This window comes from Ralstonia condita (assembly GCF_958405655.1).
Lineage (GTDB): Bacteria > Pseudomonadota > Gammaproteobacteria > Burkholderiales > Burkholderiaceae > Ralstonia > Ralstonia condita.
The window spans coordinates 671,559-697,300 of record NZ_CATYWO010000001.1 but is presented as its reverse complement, the minus strand read 5'-3'; the positions used below and the strand labels follow the sequence as shown (position 1 = coordinate 697,300).

22 protein-coding genes and 2 tRNA genes are annotated in these 25,742 nt (G+C 63.6%); 13 read left to right on the top strand and 11 right to left on the bottom strand.

What is annotated here, in order from left to right; genetic code table 11:
* The first annotated feature begins 366 nt into the window (after positions 1 to 366).
* From R2N03_RS03210 to R2N03_RS03185, 6 genes are all read left to right on the top strand, one after another.
* Positions 367 to 1,125, top strand: coding sequence for a GntR family transcriptional regulator (locus R2N03_RS03210; protein ID WP_232040495.1), 759 nt, complete (start codon positions 367 to 369; stop codon positions 1,123 to 1,125).
* A 92-nt stretch (positions 1,126 to 1,217) separates the two neighbouring features.
* Entirely contained in the window at positions 1,218 to 2,627 is a 1,410-nt protein-coding gene (locus R2N03_RS03205) for a nucleobase:cation symporter-2 family protein (protein ID WP_260801855.1), read from the top strand.
* Between the two features lie 4 nt (positions 2,628 to 2,631).
* Positions 2,632 to 4,050, top strand: a complete 1,419-nt coding sequence (locus R2N03_RS03200) for an 8-oxoguanine deaminase (RefSeq protein WP_316655087.1) — start codon at positions 2,632 to 2,634, stop codon at positions 4,048 to 4,050.
* A gap of 111 nt (positions 4,051 to 4,161) precedes the next feature.
* Complete coding sequence (puuE, locus tag R2N03_RS03195) at positions 4,162 to 5,124, top strand: allantoinase PuuE (RefSeq protein ID WP_316655085.1); 963 nt, start codon at positions 4,162 to 4,164, stop codon at positions 5,122 to 5,124.
* Positions 5,121 to 5,645, top strand: coding sequence for a 2-oxo-4-hydroxy-4-carboxy-5-ureidoimidazoline decarboxylase (gene uraD, locus R2N03_RS03190; RefSeq protein ID WP_316655083.1), 525 nt, complete (start codon positions 5,121 to 5,123; stop codon positions 5,643 to 5,645). Before puuE ends, uraD begins: the two co-directional genes overlap by 4 nt.
* A gap of 151 nt (positions 5,646 to 5,796) precedes the next feature.
* Positions 5,797 to 6,867: a porin gene (locus tag R2N03_RS03185; protein WP_232040500.1), complete on the top strand. Its 1,071-nt coding sequence runs from the start codon at positions 5,797 to 5,799 to the stop codon at positions 6,865 to 6,867.
* 98 nt (positions 6,868 to 6,965) lie between these two features.
* On the opposite strand, the gene R2N03_RS03180 is transcribed toward R2N03_RS03185, so the two are convergent.
* Both R2N03_RS03180 and R2N03_RS03175 read right to left on the bottom strand, forming a co-directional pair.
* The gene (locus R2N03_RS03180) at positions 6,966 to 9,287 is read right to left on the bottom strand and encodes an NADP-dependent malic enzyme (protein ID WP_316655081.1); all 2,322 of its coding nucleotides are present in this window, start codon (positions 9,285 to 9,287) and stop codon (positions 6,966 to 6,968) included.
* A 294-nt stretch (positions 9,288 to 9,581) separates the two neighbouring features.
* Positions 9,582 to 10,250 carry a DUF4136 domain-containing protein gene (locus R2N03_RS03175; RefSeq protein ID WP_316655079.1) on the bottom strand — a complete coding sequence of 223 codons (669 nt, stop codon included), beginning with the start codon at positions 10,248 to 10,250 and terminating at the stop codon, positions 9,582 to 9,584.
* 163 nt (positions 10,251 to 10,413) lie between these two features.
* Here R2N03_RS03175 and pepN point away from each other — a divergent pair, with 163 nt between their 5' ends.
* From pepN to R2N03_RS03160, 3 genes are all read left to right on the top strand, one after another.
* Positions 10,414 to 13,116: an aminopeptidase N gene (gene pepN, locus R2N03_RS03170; RefSeq protein ID WP_316655077.1), complete on the top strand. Its 2,703-nt coding sequence runs from the start codon at positions 10,414 to 10,416 to the stop codon at positions 13,114 to 13,116.
* Between the two features lie 46 nt (positions 13,117 to 13,162).
* Positions 13,163 to 14,179 carry a class 1 fructose-bisphosphatase gene (locus tag R2N03_RS03165; protein WP_316655075.1) on the top strand — a complete coding sequence of 339 codons (1,017 nt, stop codon included), beginning with the start codon at positions 13,163 to 13,165 and terminating at the stop codon, positions 14,177 to 14,179.
* A gap of 76 nt (positions 14,180 to 14,255) precedes the next feature.
* Positions 14,256 to 14,331, top strand: a tRNA-Thr gene (locus R2N03_RS03160).
* 59 nt (positions 14,332 to 14,390) lie between these two features.
* On the opposite strand, the gene lysM is transcribed toward R2N03_RS03160, so the two are convergent.
* Positions 14,391 to 14,867, bottom strand: coding sequence for a peptidoglycan-binding protein LysM (gene lysM / locus R2N03_RS03155; protein ID WP_316656544.1), 477 nt, complete (start codon positions 14,865 to 14,867; stop codon positions 14,391 to 14,393).
* A gap of 263 nt (positions 14,868 to 15,130) precedes the next feature.
* On the opposite strand from lysM, the gene R2N03_RS03150 reads away from it, so the two are divergent.
* A complete protein-coding gene (locus tag R2N03_RS03150; protein ID WP_316655073.1) occupies positions 15,131 to 16,180 on the top strand; it encodes an extracellular catalytic domain type 1 short-chain-length polyhydroxyalkanoate depolymerase in 1,050 nt (349 codons plus the stop codon).
* A 7-nt stretch (positions 16,181 to 16,187) separates the two neighbouring features.
* On the opposite strand, the gene R2N03_RS03145 is transcribed toward R2N03_RS03150, so the two are convergent.
* The 3 genes from R2N03_RS03145 to gcvA all read right to left on the bottom strand — a co-directional run bounded on the left by R2N03_RS03145 (position 16,188) and on the right by gcvA (position 18,018).
* A complete protein-coding gene (locus tag R2N03_RS03145) occupies positions 16,188 to 16,493 on the bottom strand; it encodes a hypothetical protein (RefSeq protein WP_316655071.1) in 306 nt (101 codons plus the stop codon).
* 104 nt (positions 16,494 to 16,597) lie between these two features.
* The gene (locus R2N03_RS03140; RefSeq protein ID WP_232040564.1) at positions 16,598 to 17,008 is read right to left on the bottom strand and encodes a hypothetical protein; all 411 of its coding nucleotides are present in this window, start codon (positions 17,006 to 17,008) and stop codon (positions 16,598 to 16,600) included.
* Positions 17,009 to 17,082: 74 nt separating this feature from the next.
* Positions 17,083 to 18,018 carry a transcriptional regulator GcvA gene (gcvA, locus tag R2N03_RS03135; protein WP_316655069.1) on the bottom strand — a complete coding sequence of 312 codons (936 nt, stop codon included), beginning with the start codon at positions 18,016 to 18,018 and terminating at the stop codon, positions 17,083 to 17,085.
* 157 nt (positions 18,019 to 18,175) lie between these two features.
* Here gcvA and R2N03_RS03130 point away from each other — a divergent pair, with 157 nt between their 5' ends.
* Positions 18,176 to 19,009, top strand: coding sequence for a DMT family transporter (locus R2N03_RS03130; RefSeq protein WP_232040566.1), 834 nt, complete (start codon positions 18,176 to 18,178; stop codon positions 19,007 to 19,009).
* A gap of 9 nt (positions 19,010 to 19,018) precedes the next feature.
* On the opposite strand, the gene greB is transcribed toward R2N03_RS03130, so the two are convergent.
* The gene (greB, locus tag R2N03_RS03125; RefSeq protein WP_316655066.1) at positions 19,019 to 19,582 is read right to left on the bottom strand and encodes a transcription elongation factor GreB; all 564 of its coding nucleotides are present in this window, start codon (positions 19,580 to 19,582) and stop codon (positions 19,019 to 19,021) included.
* A gap of 114 nt (positions 19,583 to 19,696) precedes the next feature.
* On the opposite strand from greB, the gene R2N03_RS03120 reads away from it, so the two are divergent.
* A tRNA-Arg gene (locus tag R2N03_RS03120) sits at positions 19,697 to 19,773 on the top strand.
* A gap of 130 nt (positions 19,774 to 19,903) precedes the next feature.
* Here the strand turns inward: R2N03_RS03120 and R2N03_RS03115 are convergent.
* The 4 genes from R2N03_RS03115 to R2N03_RS03100 form a co-directional block, all read right to left on the bottom strand.
* Positions 19,904 to 22,318, bottom strand: coding sequence for a RelA/SpoT family protein (locus R2N03_RS03115; protein WP_316655064.1), 2,415 nt, complete (start codon positions 22,316 to 22,318; stop codon positions 19,904 to 19,906).
* 257 nt (positions 22,319 to 22,575) lie between these two features.
* On the bottom strand, positions 22,576 to 22,779 hold the full coding sequence (rpoZ, locus tag R2N03_RS03110) for a DNA-directed RNA polymerase subunit omega (protein ID WP_004630929.1): 204 nt from the start codon (positions 22,777 to 22,779) through the stop codon (positions 22,576 to 22,578).
* Between the two features lie 138 nt (positions 22,780 to 22,917).
* Positions 22,918 to 23,583, bottom strand: coding sequence for a guanylate kinase (gmk, locus tag R2N03_RS03105; protein ID WP_316655039.1), 666 nt, complete (start codon positions 23,581 to 23,583; stop codon positions 22,918 to 22,920).
* 25 nt (positions 23,584 to 23,608) lie between these two features.
* Positions 23,609 to 24,544: a YicC/YloC family endoribonuclease gene (locus tag R2N03_RS03100; protein ID WP_316655037.1), complete on the bottom strand. Its 936-nt coding sequence runs from the start codon at positions 24,542 to 24,544 to the stop codon at positions 23,609 to 23,611.
* 138 nt (positions 24,545 to 24,682) lie between these two features.
* Here R2N03_RS03100 and R2N03_RS03095 point away from each other — a divergent pair, with 138 nt between their 5' ends.
* Entirely contained in the window at positions 24,683 to 25,705 is a 1,023-nt protein-coding gene (locus tag R2N03_RS03095) for a serine/threonine protein kinase (RefSeq protein ID WP_316655035.1), read from the top strand.
* The last annotated feature ends 37 nt before the right edge of the window (positions 25,706 to 25,742 follow it).

Below are 25,742 nucleotides of genomic sequence, written 5' to 3'. Positions count from 1 at the left end.
TCTGTAGTTCGAATTTTCAGAAGCGCCGCTGCCTCCACTTGCACCTCGCGCCAAACCCTTGTGTGACAAGGGCTGGCGTCGGGGCCCGCTCGGTACGTGCTGTGCACGCATCCCGGCGCGCGTCCAGCCGGTTTACGCCTGCCGTCCATCGGGGGAAGACATGCCAAACCGGCAAAGCCGTCGCTCGTTCTGGGTCCGACTCCTTGTCTTCGCCGTGTCCCTAGACCGGCTCGAAACAGGGATTTCCCTAGTTTGTCGGATTCCCGAACGCATTTTGTTGACAATATTGAAGGCGCCCACGAATAATTGTCAACAGATTTTCGCAGTGGCTGATGCCGCGGCGCACTAATGAAAGGCAGGTCTGCCATGTCCAAGAATCTCAAGCTGGTCTCCACGGAAGCGGTGTCAAAGTCGGGCGCCAAAGCATCGGGGGCAACACGCATGTCGGTCGAAGAACGGATGTATCACGAGATCTACGACGCGATCATGGAACACCGTCTGCCACCGCGCACGAAGCTGACGGAGCATGCGCTTTGCGAAATCTATGCCACCGCCCGGCATACGGTGCGCAAGGTCTTCTCCCAACTGGCCGCTGATGGCCTGGTTGACCTGGAGCCGAACCGCGGTGCGTTCATCGCCGCACCCTCCATCGACGAGGCCCACGCCATGTTCGAGCTGCGCCAGATCCTGGAGCGCGCGGTGCTCGACAAGGTGGGTCACAGCAGCAACCCCAAGGCGGCCATCGCGCCGCTGATGGAACTCGTCAAGCAGGAGCGCCAGGCGTTTGTCACGCACGATCGTCCGCGCTGGATTCGCCTGTCTGCGGAATTTCACGTGGCGCTGGCCGAGCAATCCGGCAACCCACTGGTGGTCGAGATGATGCGCAGGCTGGTGTCGCGCACCACGCTGATGATCGCCAGCGTCGAGGCCCCGGGCAACAACGCCTGCTCGTTCGACGAACACCTCGACATCCTCAATGCCCTTGAGCGCGGCGACGCCAGCGCTGCCCAGGCCCACATGGCCCAGCACTTGCAATGTTGCGCCGATCGCGTGCGCCCCGAAGCGCCCGCTGATTTCGATCTGCGTTCGGTATTGGGCCCGCGCGGCGGGAAGGACAAAGTCTAGGACCGGTTTAGCTGTATCGGGCGAGCCGGCACGACAGAGGCCAGCCGCCACAAGCCGGACGCCGTCCGGCTTACCACCCAAAGGAGACCTTCATGGCAAGCAGCACCATCGCCGCCCCCACGGCGGATCTGACCAATGAGCGCGTGGCGTACGGACGCCTGCTCGCATTGGGCCTTCAACATGTATTGGTGATGTATGCAGGCACCGTGGCAGTGCCTCTGATTGTGGGCGGTGCACTGCATCTGCCCAAGGAACAGCTTGCGTTCCTGATCAACGCAGATCTCTTTGCCGCCGGCCTAGCCACACTCATCCAGGCCTTCGGTGTGTGGAAGTTCGGCATCCGCATGCCGGTCATGATGGGCGTGACCTTCGCGTCGGTGGGCCCGATGATCGCCATTGGCACCGACCCGAGCATCGGCCTGCTGGGCATCTACGGCGCTGTGATTGCGGCGGGGTTGTTCGGCATCATCGTCGCGCCGCTCATGGGGCGCGTGCTTGGGCTCTTCCCGCCGGTCGTAACCGGCACCGTCATCACGCTGATCGGCATGTCACTGATGGGCGTGGGGATCAACTGGGCTGCGGGTGGCCAGCCGACCATGAAGACCATGGTGGACGGCGTGCTCAAGACCGTGCCCAATCCGGCCTACGGCGACCTGAGCGGCTTGGGCATCGCGCTGGCAGTGCTCGTCATCATCCTGTTGCTGACAAAGTACGGTCGCGGCCTGATCGGCAATATCGCCGTGCTGCTGGGCATCGTGATCGGCACGTTCATCGCCATGGCGTTCGGCAAGGTCAGCTTTGCCGGCATCACCGACGCCGATTGGGTGGCCGTGATCACGCCGCTGCATTTCGGCATGCCGACCTTCCACTTCGGCGCCATCGCTTCGATGTGCATCGTGATGTTGATCACGCTGGTGGAATCGACCGGCATGTTCCTGGCGCTGGCGGAAATTACCGGCAAGAAGCTTTCCACCGATGACCTCACCCGTGGCCTGCGCGCTGACGGTCTTGGCACGGTGATCGGCGGCTTGTTCAACACGTTCCCGTACACCTCGTTCTCGCAGAACGTGGGGCTGGTGACGGTCACGGGTGTGCGCTCGCGCTTCGTGGCAGCCATGGGCGGCCTGATTCTGATTGCGCTGGGCCTGTTCCCGAAGATGGCCCACATCGTGGCGTCCGTCCCGTCCTTCGTGCTGGGTGGCGCGGGCATCGTGATGTTCGGCATGGTGGCCGCCACGGGTGTGCGCATTCTGGGCTCGATCGATTTCAACAAGTACCGCCACAACCTGTTCATCGTGGCGATCTCGATCGGCTTCGGCATGATCCCGACGCTGGCACCGACCTTCTTCCAGTATCTGCCGCATTGGCTGGAGCCGGTCACGCACAGCGGCATCGTGCTGGGCACGCTGGTCGCCGTCATCCTGAACCTTTACTACAACGGCATGCAGTCGGCCGAGCACGCAATGCGCGACGCTGCCGCCAACACCCACGGCACGGAGTAATTGCATGACCGCCACTGTCGCGCACAACGACCCGCTTCTGATCGCCCGTCATGCCGACGTGCTGGTCACCATGGATGCGCAACGCCGCGAGATCCCCGACGGCGCACTGGTTGCGCGCGGTGGCGTGATCGAATGGATCGGCGCCACGGCGGATCTGCCCTCGCAGTATCGCGACGCCATCGGTCAGCCGAATGTGCGTGTGATGGAGCTGCGCGACCACGTGGTCACGCCGGGCTTCGTCAACACGCACCATCACATGTATCAGAGCCTGACGCGCGCCCTGCCGGCCGCGCAGGACGCCGAACTGTTCGGCTGGCTGACCAACCTGTATCCAGTGTGGGCAGGTCTCACGCCGGAAATGGTGCGCGTGTCGACGCTCACGGCGATGGCCGAACTGCTGCTGTCGGGTTGCACGACCTCCAGCGATCACCTGTATCTCTACCCGAACGGCAGCCGGCTCGATGACTCGATCGAAGCCGCACAGCAGATCGGCATGCGTTTTCACGCGGCGCGCGGCAGCATGAGCGTCGGCCGCAGCCAGGGCGGTTTGCCGCCGGACCGCGTGGTCGAAGGCGAAGAGGCCATCCTGAAGGAAACGCAGCGCCTGATTGAAACCTGGCACAACGCCGATCGCCATTCGATGCTGCGTATTGTGGTGGCACCGTGCTCGCCCTTCTCTGTCTCGCGCGACCTGATGCGCGAATCGGCCAAGCTCGCGCGCAGCTACGGCGTGTCGATGCACACACACCTGGCCGAGAACGATAACGACATCGCTTACTCGCGCGAGAAGTTCGGCATGACGCCCGCCGAGTACGCAGAAGACCTCGGCTGGGTGGGCCGCGACGTCTGGCATGCACACTGCGTAAAGCTCGACGCGCATGGCATCGACGTATTCGCGCGCACCGGCACCGGCGTTGCGCATTGCCCGTGCTCGAACATGCGGCTGGCGTCGGGCATTGCGCCCATCCGCACCATGCGCGACGCCGGCGTACCGGTCGGCCTCGGCGTGGATGGCAGCGCGTCGAACGATGGCGCGCACATGCTCGGCGAAACGCGCCAAGCCATGCTGCTCGCGCGTGTCGGCTTCGGCCCCGCGGCGATGAGCGCGCGCGAGGCGCTGGAGATCGCCACGCTCGGCGGCGCGCGCGTGCTCAACCGCGACGACATTGGTGCGCTCGCACCCGGCATGTCGGCCGACTTTGTCAGCTTCGATCGTCACCAAGTCAGCTTTGCCGGCGCCGACCACGACCCGGTTGCGGCGCTGGTGTTCTGCGCCCCGTCCAACGTGGCGCACAGCGTGATCAACGGGCGCGTGGTCGTCGAAGACGGCCGCCTGACCACGCTGGAACTCGACGCCCATCTCACGGTTCACCGGAAGCTCGCGCTGGAACTGGCGCAGGCTGCCCGGGCAGTCCCGGCCTGACGCGATGGCGCTTTGTCTTGTTCATGACGCCGCTGTGATGTCGTGAATTTGGAAAGCCGCATTCCACTGTCTGACCGGTGTTGTATGAAGTCTCCTCGACATGAAAAAACCATGACAAACAATAACTATCCGCGCGATCTCATCGGTTACGGCAAGAACCCGCCCAACGCCAATTGGCCGGGCGGCGCGCGCGTAGCACTGCAGTTCGTCCTCAACTACGAGGAAGGCGGTGAAAACTGCGTCTTGCACGGCGACGCCGGCTCCGAGCAGTTCCTCTCCGAAATCATTGGCGCCGCGGCCTACCCCGACCGCCACATGAGCATGGAGGGCATCTACGAATACGGCTCGCGTGCAGGCGTGTGGCGCATACTGCGCGAGTTTGAAAAGCGCGGCCTGCCGCTGACGATCTTCGGTGTGTCGATGGCCCTGCAGCGCCATCCGGACCTGACCCAAGCCTTCGTTGACCTGGGCCACGAAATCGCCTGCCACGGCTGGCGCTGGATCCATTACCAGAACATCGACGAAGCCACCGAGCGCGAGCACATGCGCATTGGCGTGGAGATCATCCGCGAGCTGACCGGCAACGCGCCGCTGGGCTGGTACACCGGCCGCGACAGCCCCAACACGCGCCGCCTGGTGGTCGAGCACGGCGGCTTTGCCTACGACGCCGACTACTACGGCGACGACCTGCCGTTCTGGACCGAAGTGCAAACCTCGTCGGGCGAGAGCAAGCCGCACCTGGTGGTGCCGTACACGCTCGACACCAACGACATGCGCTTTGCCAGCCCGCAAGGCTTCAACACAGCCGACCACTTCTACCAGTACCTGAAGGACGCCTTCGACGTGCTGTACGAGGAAGGCGATCCCAACGGCCTCGCACGGCCGAAGATGCTGTCGATCGGCATGCACTGCCGCCTGCTGGGCCGCCCCGCGCGCTTCCGTGCGCTGCAGCGCTTCCTTGACTACGTGCAATCGCACGACAAGGTCTGGATCTGCCGGCGCATCGACATCGCGCAGCACTGGATCCAGAACCATCCGTATGCCAAGCAACCCGTTTTGAGCACCGCAGCATGAGCCAGACCACCTATACCCTCTCGCAACTCAACGGCATGGACGCATCGCAGTTCGTGCAAGTCCTGGGTGGCATCTACGAGCACTCGCCCTGGGTTGCTGAACAGGCCGCCACGCAACGACCGTTTGCTTCGCCCGAGGCGCTCGCGGCTGCCATGCGCAATGTCGTCGACACCGCGGGCATCGAGCCGCAGCTCAAACTCGTGCGCGCCCACCCGGAGTTGGCGGGCAAGGCCGCCGTGCGTGGTGAGCTGACCGCCGAGTCGACGCGCGAACAAAGCGGCGCGGGCCTGAACCTGTGCACGCCGGAAGAATTTGCACGCCTGCAGGCACTCAACGCCCAGTACAACGAGAAGTTCGGCTTCCCGTTCATCCTGGCGGTGCGCGGCTATGACCGCCACGGCATCATCGAGAACTTCAGCCACCGCGTTGAGAACGACCGCGATACCGAGCTGCGTGCGTCGCTCGAACAGATTCATCGCATCGCGGGTTTCCGCTTGGCCGATTTGATTGCAGCACACTGATTTTTCAGGTTCATCAGCAAAAACAACGCTGTGGGCACGGTGTCATGGGGCATGGGACACCGATCGGCATGGAGCCTGACCAGCCGGCCTGTGACCGCATCAAAGAATGCGGCGCAACCCGCAGTGATCTTCAACAACAAAGGAGGTAGCAATGCAGTCGAAATTCAAGCGTGGCGTGGCCGCGCTGGCAGTGGCATCGGCACTGGGGGCAGCAAGTGCCGGTGCGCAAGCGCAATCGTCCGTCACGCTGTACGGCCAGGTGGATGCATGGGCGGGCGCCACCAAGAGTCTGGGCGCATCGGATCGCGCCTGGGGTGTCAACTCGGGCGGGATGTCGACCTCGTACTGGGGCATGAAGGGCAGCGAAGATCTGGGCAACGGCCTGAAGGCGATCTTCACGCTGGAAGCGTTCTTCCGCCCGGACACCGGCAAGTCCGGCCGTTTTGACGGCGATACGTTCTTCGCCCGCAACTCGTTCGTGGGCCTGCAATCGAGCACGTGGGGCTCGATCAAGCTCGGCCGCCTGACGCCACCGTACTTTGTCTCGACGATCCTGTTCAACCCGTTCATCGATTCGTATACGTTCTCGCCGATGGTGTTCCACACCTACCTCGGCAACGGCCTGAGCGGCCCCGGCGGCATCTCTGGCCTGGTGGGCGATTCGGGCTGGAACAACTCGATCATGTACTCCACGCCGGACTTCAACGGCCTGACCGCCAACTTCATCTACGGCGCGGGTGAGCAAGCCGGCCATAACGGCCAGAACAAGTGGGGCGGCAACTTCCTGTACTTCCATGGCAACTTCGCGGCCACGGCAGCCTTCCAGCAAGTGCGCTTCGACGGTGCGCCGGGTGACCTGAACGCGCTGGTGGCAGGCTTCTCGCGCCAGTCGGCTGCGCAACTGGGCGCCACGTACGACTTTGGCGTGGCCAAGGTCTACGGCCAGTACCAGTACATCAAGAACGCCATCAACTCGGGCGACGCGAAGAGCAACGGCGGCCAACTGGGCGTGTCGGTGCCTGTGGGCCCGGGCAGCATCCTGGCGTCGTACGCGTACACGAAGACCTCGGGTGCGGCTGACGTGAAGCGCAACACGTGGGCAGTCGGCTACGACTACTCGCTGTCCAAGCGCACTGATGTGTACGCCGCGTACATGCGCGACAAGGTGACGAACCTGAGCTCGGCCGACACCTTCGGCGTGGGCATCCGCGCAAAGTTCTAAGCAGTCGGCAGCAAAGAAAAACGGCGCCTGGATTTTCCCCAGGCGCCGTTTTCTTTTGGGCCGCCAACCTTCAGCGGCCCAAATACCGGATCAAACGATCAACGCGTGGCCGACACGTCTGCCACCGCCAGCGCCGTCATGTTGACGATACGGCGCGATGTGGCCGACGGGTTCAGGATGTGCACCGGCTTGGCCGCGCCCAGCAGGATCGGGCCCACCGTCACGCCCTGCCCGCCCGTGATCTTGAGCAGGTTGAACGCGATGTTGGCGGCGTCGAGCGACGGCATCACCAGCAGGTTTGCGCTGCCCGAGAACGCGCTCTTCGGCAGGAAGTGGTGGCGGATATCTTCCGACAACGCCGCGTCGCCCTGGATCTCCCCTTCCACCTGCAGATCCGGTGCTTCGGTCTTCAGCAGGTCATACGCAGCGCGCATGCGGCGGGCCGAGGCGTTTTTCGACGAGCCGAACATGGAGTGCGACAGCATCGCCACCTTCGGCTCCTGGCCGAAACGGCGCACTTCTTCTGCCGCCAGCTTGGTGATGTCGGCCAGTTCTTCTGCGCTCGGCATCTCGTTGACGAACGTGTCGGTGATGAACAGCGTGTGCTTCTCCAGCATCAGGCCGTTCATGGCCGCAAACACCTTGGCGTTCGGGGCCAGGCCGATCACGTCGCGCACGTGTTCCAGATGCGCGTCAAAGCGGCCAACCGCGCCGCACAGCAGCGCATCGGCATCACCCAGACGCACCAGCAGTGCGCCGATCAGCGTGTTCGAACGGCGCAGCGCCGACTTCGCCATGTCCGGCGTCACGCCGTTGCGGCCCATCAGCTCGTGGTAAGCGGTGTGGTACTGGTGATAGCGGCGATCGTCTTCCGGGTCCACCAGCTCGAAGTGCACGCCCGGCTTCAGGCGCAAGCCAGCCTTCTGGATACGCATTTCAATCACATGCGGGCGGCCGATCAGGATCGGCTTGGCCAGGCCTTCGTCGACCACCGTCTGCACGGCGCGCAGCACGCGCTCTTCTTCACCTTCGGCGTACACGACGCGCTTCGGGTTGGCCTTGGCGGCCGAGAACACCGGGCGCATGGTCAGGCCCGTGTGATACACGAAGTCGCTCAGTTGGGCGCGATACGCATCCAGATCCTTGATCGGGCGCGTGGCCACGCCGGATTCTTCCGCAGCCTTGGCGACGGCCGGCGCGATCTTCTCGATCAGGCGCGAATCGAACGGCTTCGGGATGATGTAATCCGGGCCGAAGGTCAGGTCCTGCCCGGCGTAAGCCTGGGCCACGGCGTCGTTCGTTTCGGCTTCCGTCAGTTCCGCGATGGCCTTCACGCATGCCAGCTTCATCTCTTCCGTGATCTTCGTGGCGCCACAATCGAGCGCACCGCGGAAGATGTACGGGAAGCACAGCACGTTGTTGACCTGGTTCGGGTAGTCCGAACGGCCCGTGGCGATGATGCAGTCCGGCCGCGCGGCCTTGGCCACTTCCGGGCGGATTTCCGGCTCGGGGTTGGCCAGCGCCAGGATGATCGGCTTCGGAGCCATGGTCTTGACCATGTCGGCGGTCAGCACGCCGGCGGCCGAGCAGCCCAGGAACACGTCTGCATCGCGCACGATGTCGGCCAGCGTACGGGCCGAGGTGTCCTGCGCGTAGCGCGCCTTGTTCGCCTCCATCTTGGCGTCGCGGCCGACATAGATCACGCCCTTGGAATCGACCACGTAGACGTTCTCACGCTTGACGCCCAGGCCCACCATCACGTCCAGGCAGGCAATGGCCGCGGCGCCCGCGCCCGACACGGCCACCTTCACGCTGCCGATGTCCTTGCCGACGACCTTCAAGCCGTTGAGCAGCGCCGCCGACGAGATGATCGCCGTGCCGTGCTGGTCATCGTGAAAAACGGGAATGTTCAGGCGGTCACGCAGCTTCTGCTCGATGTAGAAGCACTCGGGCGCCTTGATGTCTTCGAGGTTGATCCCGCCCAGCGTCGGCTCCAGCGAGGCAATGATGTCGACGAGCTTGTCCGGATCGCGCTCGGCCAGTTCGATATCGAACACATCCACGCCGGCAAATTTCTTGAACAGGCACCCCTTGCCCTCCATCACCGGCTTGCTGGCCAGCGGGCCGATGTCGCCCAGGCCCAGCACAGCGGTGCCGTTGGTGATCACGCCGACGAGGTTGCCGCGCGAGGTGTACTCCGCCGCCAGCGACGGGTCTTGCTCAATCGCGGTACACGGATACGCCACGCCCGGCGAATACGCCAGCGACAGGTCGCGCTGGTTGATCAGCGCCTTGGTCGGGCGCACCTCAATCTTGCCGCGCGTGGGGGCGCGATGGTATTCAAACGCCGCGCGGCGCAGTTCGGCCTCGGCGCCTTGGTCTTGGGAATCCGGCGAGGCGTCGTGAAGCTTGTCGTTCATAGCAATGAATCCTGATGGGGAGTTCCGCACATGAGGCGCACATGCGCTCAGGCAGAAACTCCCTGAGACGAAATGGCGAAAAACAGTGGGAACAAAGAGAAACCGGGGGTGAGGCCGCACGCGTTGCGCAGCACCGTCAGGAGGGTAGCGACGGGGCGGAGGCGGCGCCGGCCAGGGGTGGCGGTCGGCGCGAGACGGGATGAAGTGACAACGCTCAAGCGAGGTACGGCTGGCGGCCTACAGATTAGGTCACGCATTCTAACGTAGACAGCCGGCCAAAACCCACCCTGGCGCCTACTTGGGTGCCGGCCCGGATGCCGGTTTCGCCGCCGGTTTCACCGATGGATCAACAGGCAGCTCTACGACGATGGGCTGCGCGTTCGGCGCCGGGAAATTGGCAAAGGCGCTGCGTACCAGGTACGGCATCACCGCCGTCAGCGATCCATCCCCACCCTGCGTTTGCGCCGTCACCTGATAAACGCGCTTGCCGGTGGCTGCTTCGTCAATTTCCACGTGATAGGCATAGAACGGCACCTGCACGTTGGTATCGACGTATTGCGGCCCCCACGGGCCCCAGGGTCCCCAAGGGCTGCGCCATGGCCCCCATGGCCCGGGCCCCCAGTACGGATCGGGATACACCGGCTGCCGCACCTGTACGAGGCGCGTGGCGGTCGAGTAGTCCAGGCGGACCAAATAGCGTGCGCTGGCACGGGGCACGCTGGAAAAGCCGTGGGCGGCCAGTTGGTCTGATGTCCAGGTCTCGTAGGTCTGGCGTTCGAGATCATTTTGCTGCGCCGCAGTGTGCTCGAAGGCATAGGTGCGCGGCGGGTTGTCGGTCCAGCCGGGTTGCCGGAACGCCGTCACCTGGCTGGTGACCGTGCTCGCGCAGCCCGCCAGCAGGCTGGCCGCCATCAGGGCGCCAGCCATCGGCCAGACGCCCGATCTCTTGATCCATTTCCACATAGAAGATCCCTCTACTCTCAATCAGACAGATGGTCGCGGGCCCAGGGCGCGGGCTGCGCGCGCTCTGTTACTCAGAGTGACGCCCCGCGCGGAAGATTCCCGCCAAGGGCCTGAGTACAATGGCCCTTTGCGACCGCAGACAACGCAGATAAGGATGTTACCGATGTTGCGCACCGATACCGCCGTCACGATTTACCGCAAGGACTACACCGCGCCCGCTTTCCGCATTGACGAAGTGGCCCTGGAGATCGATCTCGTGCCCGAGCGCACTCGCGTCGTCAACCGCATGCGCATGACGCGCACGGACGCCGGCAAGCCGCTCGTGCTGGTGGGTGAGGGGCTGGAACTGGCCGCCGCAACCGTCGACAGCAAAGCGCTTTCCGGCCTGCAAGCCTCGGGCGACACCCTCACCATCGACGCCGTGCCGGCCGATGTTGGCACCAGCTTCACGTTGGAACTCACCACCTACTGCAATCCCGCAGCCAATTCGTCGCTGATGGGCCTGTACGTTTCCAACGGCAACTTCTTCACGCAGTGCGAGGCCGAGGGCTTTCGCAAGATCACCTACTTCCTCGACCGCCCGGACGTGATGACGGTCTACACCGTCACACTGCGCGCATCGAAGGCGGACTACCCGGTGCTGCTGTCCAACGGCAATCTCATGTCGGAGCGCGACCTGCCGGACGGCCGCCACGAAGCCGTGTGGCACGACCCCTTCAAGAAGCCGTCTTATCTGTTCGCGCTGGTGGCGGGCAAGCTGGAGTGCATCGAAGAGCGCATTCAATCCGCCTCGGGCAAGGAGAAACTGCTGCAGGTCTGGGTCGAGCCGCACGACCTCGGCAAGACCCGCCACGCGATGGATTCGCTCATCCATTCCATCCACTGGGACGAACGCCGCTTCGGCCTGGAGCTGGATCTCGACCGCTTCATGATCGTCGCCGTGGGCGACTTCAACATGGGCGCGATGGAGAACAAGGGCCTGAACATCTTCAACACGAAATACGTGCTGGCCAATGCAGAGACGGCCACCGATGTGGACTTCGCCAATATCGAATCGGTGGTCGGCCACGAATATTTCCACAACTGGACGGGCAACCGCGTCACCTGCCGCGACTGGTTCCAGTTGAGCCTGAAGGAAGGCCTGACGGTGTTCCGCGATCAGGAGTTTTCCGCGGACATGGCCGCAGCCGCCGGCAACGAAGCCGCCGCGGCCAGCGCCCGCGCCGTCAAGCGCATCGAAGACGTGCGCGTGCTGCGCCAGGCGCAGTTTCCGGAAGATGCCGGCCCGATGGCCCACCCGGTGCGGCCCGACAGCTACGAAGAAATCAACAACTTCTACACCGTCACGGTGTACGAAAAAGGCGCGGAAGTGGTCCGGATGTACCAGACGCTGCTCGGCCGCGACGGCTTCCGCAAGGGCATGGACCTGTACTTCCAGCGCCACGATGGCCAGGCCGTCACCTGCGACGACTTCCGCGCTGCCATGGCCGATGCCAACGGCCGCGACCTCACGCAATTCGGCCGCTGGTATAGCCAGGCCGGCACGCCTGTCGTCGCAGTCGAAGGCCATCACGATGCGGCCACGCACACCTACACGCTCACGCTGCGCCAGCGCTGCGAGCAGGTCGGCATCGAAGTCAACAGCGGTATCCAGAAGCAACCGTTCCACATTCCGTTTGCGATCGGGCTGATCGACAAGCAGGGCCAGGATCTGCCCCTGCGTTTGCGTGGTGAAACCGCATCGGCCTCGCCCGTGACCACGCGCGTGCTGGACTTCGCCGAAACCAAGCAGACCTTCGTCTTCGAAGATGTGGCCGAAGCGCCGTTGCCCTCGCTGCTACGCAATTTCTCGGCGCCGGTGATCGTTGAATACGGCTATACGACCGAGCAGCTCACGTTCCAGCTCGCGCACGATTCCGACCCGTTCAACCGCTGGGAAGCCGGCCAGCGCCTGGCCACCGACACGCTGCTGCGCATGGTGACGGACATCCAGCACGGCCGCGCGCCGGTGGTCGACCCTGCGCTGGTCGAAGCCCTGCGTGCCGTCGTCGCCGACGCCTCGCTTGATCCGGCCTTCCGCGAGCAGATGCTGATCCTGCCGGCAGAGAGCTACTTGGCCGAGCGCATGGACGTAGCCGATCCGGCAGCCATTCATACGGCGCGTCGTACGCTGCGCCGCACGCTTGCGGAAGCCCTCAACACCGAGCTGCTGCGCGCGTATCACGACAACCAGACCGACGAGCCGTATTCGCCCGATGCGGTATCGGCCGGCAAGCGCGCACTCAAGAACATCACCCTCGGCTATCTCGTGGAAACCGAAGCGCCCGACGCGTTGGCGCTGGCCGAGCGGCAGTACGCCAACGCTACCAACATGACCGACCGCATGGGCGCCCTGTCCGCCCTGGTGACCAGCTACGCACCGGGCCGCGAGGCGGCGCTGGCCGATTTCTACACGCGCTTTGCCGACGACGCACTCGTCATCGACAAGTGGTTCTCGCTGCAGGCCATGCAGCCGGGCGCCGCCGGCAAGCCGACGCTGGCGACCGTGCGCGCCCTGATGGCCCATCCCGCCTTCACGCTGCGCAACCCGAACCGCGCGCGCTCCCTGATCTTCAGCTTCTGCTCGGGCAACCCCGCGCAGTTCCATGCCGCCGATGGCTCGGGCTATGCCTATTGGGCCGAGCAGGTGCTCGCGCTCGACGCCATCAACCCCCAGGTCTCTGCCCGCCTGGCACGCGCGCTGGACCGCTGGCGCAAATACGTGCCCACGCTGCGCGACGCCATGCAGGACGCGCTCAAGCGCGTGGCGGCGCATCCGAGCCTCTCGCGCGACGTGCGCGAGATCGTCGGCAAGGCGCTGGCCTGAATGTCACCGCTTGTATCGTAAAATCGCGCCCGTCTCAGGAGAACCCATGAAGCGCATCAACCTCACCCGCTACCTGATAGAAGAGCAGCGCGAGCACAACACCATCCCGGCCGAGCTGCGTCTGCTGCTCGAAGTCGTGGCGCGCGCCTGCAAGGCGATCTCGCACAGCGTCAACAAGGGGGCCCTTGCCGGCGTGCTCGGCTCGGCTGGCACCGGCAACGTGCAAGGCGAAACCCAGCAGAAGCTGGACGTGATCGCCAACGAAGTCCTGCTCGAAGCCAACGAATACGGCGGCAACCTGGCCGCCATGGCCTCGGAAGAGATGGAATCGTTCTACGAGATTCCGCACCGCTATCCGAAGGGTGAATACCTGCTGCTGTTCGATCCGCTCGACGGCTCGTCCAACATCGACGTGAACGTCTCGATCGGCACGATCTTCTCGGTGCTGCACATGCCGCAGGCGGGCGAGGCCGTGACCGAAGCCGACTTCCTGCAGCCCGGCGCCAAGCAGGTCGCCGCCGGCTATGCCGTGTACGGCCCGCAGACCACGCTGGTGCTGACCGTCGGTAACGGCGTGCACATGTTCACGCTCGATCGCGAAGTCGGCAGCTTTGTGCTCACCAGCCGCGACGTGCAGATTCCGGCAGACACCAAAGAGTTCGCCATCAACATGTCGAACATGCGCCACTGGGCACCGCCCGTGCGCCGCTACATCGACGAATGCCTGGCCGGCACCGAAGGCCCACGCGGCAAGGATTTCAACATGCGCTGGATCGCCTCGATGGTGGCGGACGTGCATCGCATCCTCACGCGCGGCGGCATCTTCATGTACCCCTGGGACAAGCGCGAGCCGGGCAAGGCCGGCAAGCTGCGCCTGATGTACGAAGCCAACCCGATGGCTTTCCTGGTGGAACAGGCCGGCGGCGCGGCCACCAACGGCGAGCAACGCATTCTGGACATCCAGCCCGAACAGCTGCACCAGCGCGTGGCGGTCGTCCTGGGGTCGAAAAACGAGGTGGATCGCGTCACGCAATATCACCTCGAAGCCAAGAAAACGGCGTAACGCCGCCATGTAAGACTGTTGCTCCGGCGGTTCTTGCAGAGCGACAAAAAGTTCTGTTAGAATCTCCGTTTCCGACGCCGCTGTAGCTCAGTCGGTAGAGCAGCGCATTCGTAATGCGAAGGTCACCAGTTCGATTCCGGTCAGCGGCACCAGAATGACGAAAAGCCCAGTCTTCATCGACTGGGCTTTTTGCTTTTGGCCTGCAGAAAAATCAGGCCGCGGGAATGCGCAGCTTCTGCCCCGGATAGATCCTGTCCGGATTCGACAGCATGGGCTTGTTCGCCTCGAAAATCAGCGGGTATTTGTTGGCGTCGCCATAAAACGTTTTTGCGATGGCCGACAGCGTATCGCCGCGCTCGACGGTATGCCATTGCGACTCGGCCGATTCGGTATTGACCGACATCTGATCGTCGACCGATTTGATGCCCTCGACATTGCCGCAGCACAGGACAATCTTTTCGCGCGTGGCCTGGTCAGGCGCGACACCGAACACCTTGGCGGCATCGCCATCGACCTGCACAGACAACGCGGTCGCCGAAAGGCCCTGTTGGGCGATGTATTGTTCGATGGCCGCGCTCTTTGCACGGTTGGAAGCATCTGCATCGGCCGGTGCATCCGCAGGAGCGGCTGCGGCATTACCGTGGAACAGCTTCTCGCCGGCTTCTTTGATAAAGTCAAAAAGACCCATAACGACCTCCATCAGTACACAACGGGGAACGGAAAGTGGGAAGGCGGATGCGCCAGGGGAGCGTCCGCCGCGGCAGTGTAGCCGCTCATGTACGCCCCCTCCATGACGGCTCGGGCGCAAATGCAAACTTCAGCGGCGTATGTGCATTGGCCGCAGCCCGATATGCTGCGATGCAACAAAATCGCTGGCACAATGGTCTACCGATGGAAGCCCAACACAACCGACGGGCAAGCCCCCCCCCCCACCCAGCCTGACGCATCGCCATGAATCGCATGTGGATAAAATCCATCTCCCGGCTGGTCGACGCACTGACCACGCCCGGCTTCGGGCGCCACTCGTGGCCACCCAAGCCTGTCAGGCCGCTCAAGCCCGCCGCGCGCCGGGACGGCCCGCGCCGCGTGCGCCCCACGCCCACCCAGGGAACCTTCGTTCGCGAACAGTTCATCTACGAACCCGAATCGCCCGCCGTGGTGGCGCGCCGGCCGGAATACTGGCTCTACACACCGCCCACACGCGGCAGCAAGCCCCCCGCATTGATGGTGATGCTGCATGGCTGCAAGCAATCGGCAGAAGTGCTGGCGCATGGCACGCGCATGAACGCACTGGCAGACCGCGAGGGCTTTATCGTGCTGTATCCGGAGCAGCCGCGCCGCGCGCATCCGCAATGCTGCTGGCACTGGTATGACCCCGAGCACGCGGGCGCACGCGAAGCCGATGGCATTATCCAACTGATCGAACAAACCCTGGCACAAACTGGCGCCGACCCTTCACGTGTGTATCTGGCAGGGCTGTCGGCCGGCGCGGGATTGGCCGGCCTGATGGCATTGCGTCATCCGAAGCTGTTCGCCGCGTTGGCGCTGCATTCGGGCCCGGCCTTGGGTGTGGCACGCTCGCCGGCATCTGCACTGAACCTGATGCGGCGCGGCGCACGCGTCGACCCGCTCGAAGCGCTATCGACCGTGGTGGATGTGAACGCCTACCCGGGCATGCCGACGATGATCCTGCACGGTCTGCGCGACGACGCCGTCAACCCGGCCAACCAGGCGCAACTGGCTGCGCAGTTCCGTGCGCTGAACCATCTGGGCGATGGGCGCGGTGTTTCGCGCGACACCTCACGCGGCGACGGCTACGTCCTGCGCAACGACATGCGCGGCGGCGAATGCATTGTCAGCCTGTGTCAACTCACAACCATGGGCCACGCCTGGAGTGGCGGCGACCCACGCTTCGCCTTCCACGCGCCGGGACCGGATTCAACGTGGCTCTGGTGGCAATTCGCGCGCCAGCACGTTCGGCAGACCGCGCTGGCAGCGTGAGCCCACGTCAGAGATCGATCGACTGCTGGACGGGGTTGCGCCCGAGCAATTCGTCAATCAACCCATAGCCGCGCGTCAGCCCGGCATCTTCCGCGGCTTCGCGCGTGGGCAGCGGGCGCTCGTCGTGCGAGTGGGCGACGAGGGTTTCGACCGCTGTCGGGTCTGCACCCGACTCGCAAATGCGCACGACAAAATCCCACTGCGTGGGCCCCTGCCCGCCCTTGTCCGATTTGCGCTCAGCACGCGGAATGGCCAGTACGTAGACGTCGAAGTCCTTGTACAGCTCGGTGCGCCAATTCGATTCCATTGTCATGTTGCCTCCCGGAAGACGCCGCAACTTCTCACTTGGCGGTTGCGGCATCGACAGACTTGCCTGCAAAAAACAGGCCGGTACATGACCGGCCTGTCGTTGCATCGTCAGCATTCGCCCTTGCGCGCGTGGCCCGGGGGGCAGTGGTAGCGGTCGTCGCGATCCCGGCCACGGCCATGCCAGCGACCGTCGTCGCCTCGGTCCCAGCCACCGTCACGCATTTGCCAGCCGTGCGGACCCTGCTCCCAACGCGGCTCGCGCCAGTGATAACCCGGTCGGCCATGTTCGCGATAGCCGCGACGCCAGACATAGCGGCCGTCGCGCCATTGCCAGTAACCCGGTACCCATACGTAGCCCGGCTGCAAGACTGGCACGGGCTCATACTGGGGCGGCGGGGGCGCGTAGGTCGGGCCGATCTGCACGCCGATCGACACCTGGGCCTGCGCCGGCAAGGCGATCGAACCAGCGACACCGGCAGCCGCCAAGCATGCAGCGAGAATCCATGCGTTCTTCTTCATGTGGGGACCTCCTTTTCAAAGCAATCGAGCGTGATTGCATCGTAGCATCGCGTTTCGCCCCCGCCTCTAGGGTGTTACGCGGCGTTACCTCCGTTACCGGAGACCGGAAATGTATTCACGTTTGCGTGACGTTGCGGTCGTTCCTCCCCCAGCCACGCGCAAAAGGCCTGCACGACCTCGTCACCCAGATTGCGCGCGGGGCTGTACCAGTAGTAGCTGCGCGCGACCAGCGCGAGATCCGGAAACGGCGCCACAAGACGCCCCTCCTCCAGATCCTCCGCGATGAGCGCCGATGGTCCCATCGCGACACCCAACCCATCGATGGCGGCTTGAATCGACAGATAGAAATGCTCGAACGTGAGCGCATGCGCTGGCCGCAGGTTCGGCACGCCTGCCAGCACCAGCCAGCTGGGCCACACCGAAGGCAGCGTGTCCGAATGCAGCAGCGTGTGATGCCGCAAGTCGGACGGGGTCGATAGCGGCAAGCGCTCCAGCAACACCGGGCTGCACACCGGAAAGCGGCTCTCGTCCAGAAAGCGCCCGGATTGAAAACCCGCATGAATCTCCGGCCCGCCACGAATGATCACGTCGAAATGATCAGGCAAGTCTTCGATCTCTTCGATGGAGGTGGTCAGCCGCACCTCCACGCGCGGAAAGCGCATCTGAAACGTGGAAAGCCGCGGAATCAGCCAGCGCATCGTGAACGTCGGGATGCTGTTCACACGGAGGATGCGCACGGCATCGCGGTCGCGCAGCGCCTGGCTGGCCATGCTGATGCGGTCAAGCGCTACGCCAATCTCGGCAAGGTAGCGTTGGCCCGCATCGGTCAGTTCCACACGCCGATTCAGCCGACGAAACAACGACACACCCAGCCACGCCTCCAGCGCCTGGATATGACGGCTGATCGCGCCATGCGTGACGCTCAGTTCTTCGCCCGCGCGCGTAAAACTGAGATGGCGCGCCGCCGATTCAAAGGCGCGCACGGCATTCAGAGGGGGCAGCTTGCGCATATCGCGTGAATTTTTTGCACAGATCGAGTCAGTATATATCGATTGTTGATCACACTTTTGCGGCGTTACGCTGGCGTCTTCTTGCTCTCGCTGCCACAGCATCGAGTGAAAAAAATCTACCCGATTCTCGCTTTCGCACATCGCGCACATCGTCATCGTGACCGCCGCCGTCATCGCCCTGGTTCTCTGCGCCGCCCTGCTCCACGCCTCATGGAATGCCTTGCTGAAAAGCGGCTCCGACCGCCTGCGCGCCATTACGCTGATGACGCTGGCCTCTGGCGTGGCCGCAATACCGATGGCGATTGCATTGCCGTTGCCGGCGCCGGCCGCTTGGCCTTATGTGGCGCTGTCCGCGGTGCTGCACGTCGGCTACAACGTGTTCCTCGCGCGCGCGTACCGGTTTGGTGAATTCGGGCAGGTGTACCCGATTGCGCGCGGATCGTCGCCGCTGCTGGTAACGGTGGGCGCCGCACTGTTTGCGGGCGAAATGCCGGGCGTGATTGCGCTCGCGGGCGTGGTGCTGGTGAGCGGCGGCATTTTGAGTCTGGCGCGCGGCCGCAAGGCCGACCTTGGCTCGACGCTGGCGGCCCTCACCACGGGCGTGTTCATCGCGTGCTACACGGTGTGCGATGGCATCGGCGCGCGGGTAGCCGGCAATGCGAATGCGTACTCGGCTTGGCTATTCATGCTCGACGGTCTGCCGATGGTGCTGCTCTATCGCGTGTGGAAAGGCCCGTTAAACATCGACCTGCGAGACGCCGCTACGCTCAAGACGTTTGGCGGCGGCGTGGTCTCGCTCATCGCATACGGCATCGTCATCTGGGCCGTGACGCTCGCGCCGATGGGGCCCGTGTCGGCCCTGCGCGAAACGTCGGTGGTGTTTGCCGCGCTGCTCGGCCGACTGTTCCTGAAGGAGTCGCTCACGGCGCGGCGCCTCTCGGCGTGCTCTGTCATCGCTTTCGGCGCCTACTGCCTGGGGCACCCGGCGTGAGGACACAACTCACGCCGAGCGCGGCGGATATTTGACTTCAAGGATGTCGATCTGCTCGACGCCCGTGGGCGTGCGCAGCGGCACCGTATCGCCCTCGCGCGCTTTGATCAGCGCTCGCGCAATCGGCGAGATCCAACTCACGTGTCCGATGTCCAGATCGACCTCGTCCATGCCGACGATGGTGACGGTGGTCTCGTCACCGCGCTGGTTGGCGTAGGTGACCGTTGCACCAAAGAAGATCTGATCGTTGTCGCCCTGCAAACTGGCGTCGACCACCTCGGCCTTTTCGATACGGCGCGTAAGAAAGCGGATGCGGCGATCGATCTCGCGCAGGCGCTTCTTGCCGTAAAGGTAATCGCCGTTCTCAGAGCGGTCGCCGTTTGATGCCGCCCAGGACACGATGCCAACCACTTCGGGCCGCTCGGTGTCGATCAGGTGCATCAGCTCGGTGCGCAGGCGCTCGTAGCCTGCCGGCGTGATGTAATTCTTCGAGCCTGCCGGCAACGGTGCGGCCCCTTCGGGCAGATCGTCTTCGTCATCGCCGGCGTCTTCCCGGACGAAAGCCTTGTTCATGTGGAAACCAACGGTGGATCAGGGCTCCATTATAGAAAGCCGGCTCCCTTGCAAGAAAAAGTGAAGAAGGGGTTCACAAGACCGAAAAACTCTGTATAATCTCACTTCTCGGTTGCGGCTGTAGCTCAGTTGGATAGAGTACTTGGCTACGAACCAAGGGGTCGTGGGTTCGAATCCTGCCAGCCGCGCCAACCTCATTTGAAAAAGGCTTCCAGAAATGGAAGCCTTTTTCTTTTGCCGCGCAGCTTGCTTCGCGAGCACAAACCATCCGCAAAAAGGCGAGGCTATGTGGCCTCGCCTTTTTTGCTTTTATCCGAGGGATCACTCCCCGCCGCGGTCCCGCGCGATACGGATGACATCCGGGTTACGCCGTAGCGCGCGCATCACGTCGGCGAGGTGCACGCGATCATGCACCTGGATCAGGAATGTCATATACGTCGCTTCCTGATCGCCCTCCTGCTCCATCGATACGTGGGCCACATTGGCGTCCGCCGAGGTCAGGTCCGCCGCCACGCGCGCGAGAATGCCCTTGGTATTGCGCACCAGCACCTTGATCGACACGTCAAACGCGCGCGTGGTGTGCTCGGCCCACATGACGTCAATCCAGTGCTCCGGATCCTTGCCATGCAAGCGCTTGGCCACGCGGCACTCCTGCACGTGGATCTGTAGCCCTTCGCCCTTGCCGATATAACCGACGATCGGGTCGCCAGGGATCGGTCGACAGCATGGCGAAAACACCATCGCCATGCCCTCGTCGCCACTCACGGTCACCGCGGGCGCTTCTTCGCCTGCGAAGGTATGCACGGCAGCCATCAGCGCTTCGTCACCCTCGTGGCCACCCTCCTGAAGGACGATCTCGATGCGGCGTGCGACCACGGCTGCCACGCGACGACCGAGGGCAAGATCCGCGAACACGTCTTCGCGCGTCTTGTTGCCAGTCCATTGGACAATTCGTTCCCACACCTGCGCGGACACCGCCTTCATGTCGATGCCGAGCTGGCGCAAGGCCTGATCCAGCAAACGCTCCCCGAGCTGAATCGCTTCGTCCAGCTTGGCCGTCTTCAGGAAATGACGGATCGCCGCACGCGCCTTGCCGGTGCGCACAAACGTCAACCACGCGGGGTTGGGCTTCGAATAGGGCGCCGTCACGACCTCGACGATATCGCCGTTCTTCAGCTCCGTACGCAGCGGCAGCAACTCGTTGTTGATCTTGACCGCCACGCACTGGTTACCCAGGTCGCTGTGCACGGCGTAAGCGAAGTCCAGCGCAGTGGCACCGCGCGGCAGCGCCCGGATCTCGCCTTTGGGCGTGAACACATAGACGGCATCCGGGAACAGGTCGATCTTGACGTGCTCGAGAAACTCCTGTGAATCGCCCGTCTGGCTCTGGATATCCAGCAGCGACTGCAGCCACTGGTGCGCCTGCTGCTGCGCGCGATCGGGCTCGTCGTGATGCTGCTTGTACATCCAGTGCGCGGCCACGCCCGCCTCCGCGATCTGGTTCATCTCCCGCGTGCGGATCTGAAACTCGACCGGCGTGCCGAATGGCCCGACCAGCGTCGTATGCAACGACTGGTAACCATTGATCTTGGGGATGGCGATGTAATCCTTGAACTTGCCGGGCATCGGCTTGTACAGGCTGTGCAGCGCCCCGACCGTCATGTAGCACTGCATCTGCGTGTCCACCACCACCCGGAAGCCATAGACGTCCAGCACCTGCGAGAACGACAACTGCTTGTCGTGCATCTTGCGATAGATGCTGTAAAGCGTCTTTTCGCGCCCCGTCATTTCGGCCGGGATGCCAGCATCCGCCAGTGCGCGCTGCGCCGCCTCCAGGATACGGCTGACCACCTCGCGCCGATTGCCGCGCGCCGCCTTCACTGCCTTCTCGAGCGTCGCATATCGGAACGGCGAGCCAATGCGGAAGCTCAGTTCCTGCAGTTCCCGATACGTGGTGTTCAGGCCAAGACGGTGGGCGATCGGCGCGTAAATCTCCATCGTCTCGCCGGCAATGCGACGGCGTTTCTCGGGCGGCACGTGGTCGAGCGTGCGCATGTTGTGCGTGCGGTCGGCGAGCTTGACGAGAATCACGCGCACATCGCGCGCCATCGCCAGCAGCATCTTGCGAAAGCTCTCCGCCTGCGCCTGTTCGCGGCTCTGGAATTCGAGCTTGTCCAGCTTGGTCAGGCCGTCGACCAGTTCCGCGACCTTGGGGCCGAACTTCTCGGCCAGCTCGCTCTTGGTCACGCCCTGGTCTTCGATCACGTCGTGCAGCAGCGCCGCCATGATCGATTGAACATCCAGCTTCCACGCCGCGCAGATTTCCGCCACGGCCACCGGATGCGTGATGTACGGCTCACCGCTCTGCCGGTATTGGCCAAGGTGGGCTTCGTCGGAAAAGTGGAACGCCTCCTTCACCAGCTTCAGGTCTGCCGGCTTCAGGTACGACAGCTTTTCAGTCAGCCCCGCGATCGAGACAACCTGCTGACGCGGCGGCGTGGCCGGCTGCGAGGTCGGTCCAAACAGGTGCCGATAGGTCTGCTCGAGCACCGCATCGATGAAGAGCGTGTCGGCCGGTTCGGGCTCGTCCGCCCGTGGTGCTATCTCTGCACCGCCGACCTTGTGCGTCTTGGGCGGTAGCGCCGCCCGCTCTCCCACCAGATCCGCGCCACGCGGGTCAGGCAGGTTCGGCGCGCCAGTACGCGGCGACGCAGGACCGGAAGCGGATGTCGGCATGGAAACGATGGAAGCGGTGGAGGGCCCGGGCGGCGATGCGGAGGGACCGCCTGTCGCGCCCGCTGGCACCACCGCCGGCGGCACATTGGATTCGTGCGTGGCGGAGTGCTCGTTTCTGGGCGAAGAAGAGGCGGGCGAGGTAGGCATGCCTGAGTCTGGTGCAATCGCGGCTTTGTCGTCCATGAAAGATCGCACAAACGATCCATGGCCGCGATCAGTGGCCAGGGCAGCGTACCACGCCAGGCAATGCAGTCAGCTCAGGATGGGACCTTCTTGAGCATCTCGATACCAACCTGGCCGGATGCGATTTCGCGCAATGCGGTCACGGTCGGCTTGTCCTTTGCATCGACCTTGGGCGTATGGCCCTGCACCAACTGACGGGCGCGGTACGTTGCGGCCAGCGCCAGTTCGAAGCGGTTCGGAATCTGTTTCAAGCAATCTTCGACGGTAATACGCGCCATGAAAACTCCACCTGGTGGCAAATCTTGTTGATATCGATATTTTAGCAGCAGCGTGGCACATGGCCCCGGCAGCCCATTCGGCGCAGGCTCTACCACAGTTTTGCCGATGCACCGGAAAATGCGGGCGCTCGCAGAAACTCAGTGGATGCCCAGTTCGACGAAGAGCTCGCCGTGGCGCGCCTTCTGGGCACCAAAGCGCAGACGCGTGGCCTGCACCACCGTGCGCAGTTCTGCCAGCGCGGTGCCAAAGTCTTCGTTGATGATCACATAGTCGGCATCGGGTGCGTGGGCCATCTCCGAGCCGGCGGCGAGCAGACGGCGCACGATCACGTTCGGTTCGTCCTGGCCGCGCTTCTTCAGGCGATCTTCCAGTGCCGTGAGCGACGGCGGCAGAATGAAGATCTCGACCGCGTTGGCGAAGCGCTGGTGCACCTGCTGTGCACCCTGCCAGTCGATCTCGAGCAGCACATCGGTGCCGGCGCGCATCTGCTCTTCGATCCACACGCGTGAAGTGGCGTAGTAGTTACCATGGACTTCCGCCCATTCGAGAAACTCACCGCGATCCCGACACGCCTTGAATTCCTCCACGGTCATGAAGTTGTATTCGCGGCCGTGCTGCTCGCCTGGGCGCGGCTGGCGCGTGGTCGCCGAGATCGACAGGCGAATCGACGAGTCCTGCGCCAGCAGCGCGTTCACCAGCGTCGATTTGCCGGCGCCGGACGGCGCCACGACCATGAACAGGCTGCCAGGGAAATGATTTTCGATAGGCGTGTCGACCGCGGAATGCGCTTGAGTGGATGGCATGTTCTGGTTCTGTCGTTCTGGAGTGTTATTCGAGGTTCTGGACCTGCTCGCGCATCTGTTCGATGAGCAGCTTGAGCTCCATCGACGCGTCGGCCAACTCCTTGGCAGCGGCCTTCGACCCGAGCGTGTTCGCCTCCCGGTTGAGCTCCTGCATCATGAAATCCAGGCGCTTGCCGATCTGGCCGCCCTTCTCCAGGATGTGGCGCGTCTCGCGCAGGTGCGCCTGCAGGCGGGAAAGCTCCTCGGCGATATCAATGCGAATGCCGTATACCGTGGCTTCCTGGCGGATGCGCTCGGACAGTTCATCCCGGGTAAGCGCAGGAGTGCCGTCTGGCGCAGCCAGGCCAAAGGCTTCGCGCAACCGGTCGGTCAATTTGTCCTGGTGCTGCTGAATCAAGTTGGGCACCATCGGCGCAAGCTGCTCGATGATCACCAGCATGGCGTCGACACGCTCCAGCAGCATGGACTTCAGCGCATCGCCCTCGCGACGGCGCGATTCGAGAAGTTGCTTGAGCGCCTCTTTGGCGGCGTCAACGACGGCTTCGCGCAGGGCGTCCTGGGTCAGTTGGGGCTCGGCCAGCACGCCGGGCCAACGCAGGATTTCACCCATACGAAGCGATCCCGAGGCCGGCAGGTGGCGCGTCACTTCCTGCTCCAGCCTGGCCAACTGTTGCAGCATGCCGACATTGAGCGCAGCGACGTCGCTGGCGGCTTCCTGGCGCTGCAGATTGATCCGGCACTCCAGCTTGCCGCGCGACAGTGCCCCCATCAGCATTTCGCGCAGGGCCGGCTCGAACGCCCGGCACTCTTCGGGCGCACGGAACAGCAGGTCGAGAAAACGCGAGTTGACGGTGCGGAATTCAACCGACACGGTGGCAAGGCTTCCGCTGGGGGCGCCGTGAGCGTCGGTAAAGGCTGCCTGGCGTGTGGCAACGCCGTAGCCGGTCATGCTATGGATCATGGATTCGTGGTCTTTTTTGCGTGGAGAAGCTTGGAGAATTGGCGGGGAATCCCCCACCTTTTGTCGCTTTACAACGTATGGACTGGTCGGTGAGAATCCGACAGCCATTTCGCCACAGAAGGTCTGTTGACCCTAACCATGACAGAGTCAAAAGGCTCAGGACAGCCAAGCAGTGCGCCGTTGCCGGTCGGCACCTTGCTGTCCAACTATCGTATTGTAAAGAAGTTGGCCAGCGGGGGGTTCAGCTTCGTCTATCTCGCCACCGATGAGCATGGGACGCCGGTGGCCGTAAAGGAATATCTGCCGTCTTCGCTGGCGCGTCGCGCCCCCGGCGAACTGATTCCGGTTGTGCCGGAAGAAAGCGCGAGCGCGTTCCGCCTCGGGCTCAAATATTTCTTTGAAGAAGGCCGGTCGCTGGCCAGGATTTCCCACCCTGCCATCGTGCGCGTGCTCAATTTCTTTCGGGAAAACGGCACCGTGTACATGGTCATGACGTACGAGCAGGGTAAGACGCTGCAGGAGCACATCCTCACCGCGCGCCAGCAAGGCAAGCTGAAGATGCTGCGTGAGCGCTTCATCCGCCAGGTCTTCCATGACCTCATGAGCGGCCTGCGCGAAGTGCACATCCACAAGCTGCTGCATCTTGACATCAAGCCGGGCAACATCTATCTGCGTGAAGACCATTCGCCGATCCTGCTCGACTTTGGCGCCGCACGGCAGACGCTCACGTCCGAGGCATCGCGTTTCCAGCCGATGTACACCCCGGGCTTCGCTGCGCCGGAGCTGTACCGCAAGCACAACGAACTCGGCCCCTGGACAGACATCTACAGCATCGGCGCCACGATCTTTGCCTGCATGGCTGGCACGCCCCCTCAGGAAGCGACGCAGCGCGAAAAGGAAGACAAGCTCGAAGAAAGCCTGGAGCGCCTGCGCAAGGTCTACACCAGCAGCCTGATCGACCTGGTCGGGTGGTGCCTCAAGATGAAGCCGGAAGAACGCCCGCAGAGCGTGTTCCGGTTGCAGAAGGTGCTGCGCGAAGAAAGCAACGCGCTGACCGAATTGCAGGCCCTGACCGCCGTCACGCAAGGCGGCCCATTGCCCGAAGAAAAAGAGGCGCTGACGACGCGTTTCATGAGCCTGTTGCGCCGCCGGGACAACTGACCCGCTTGCGCGGAGTATGATTTTCGAATCCAAGCGG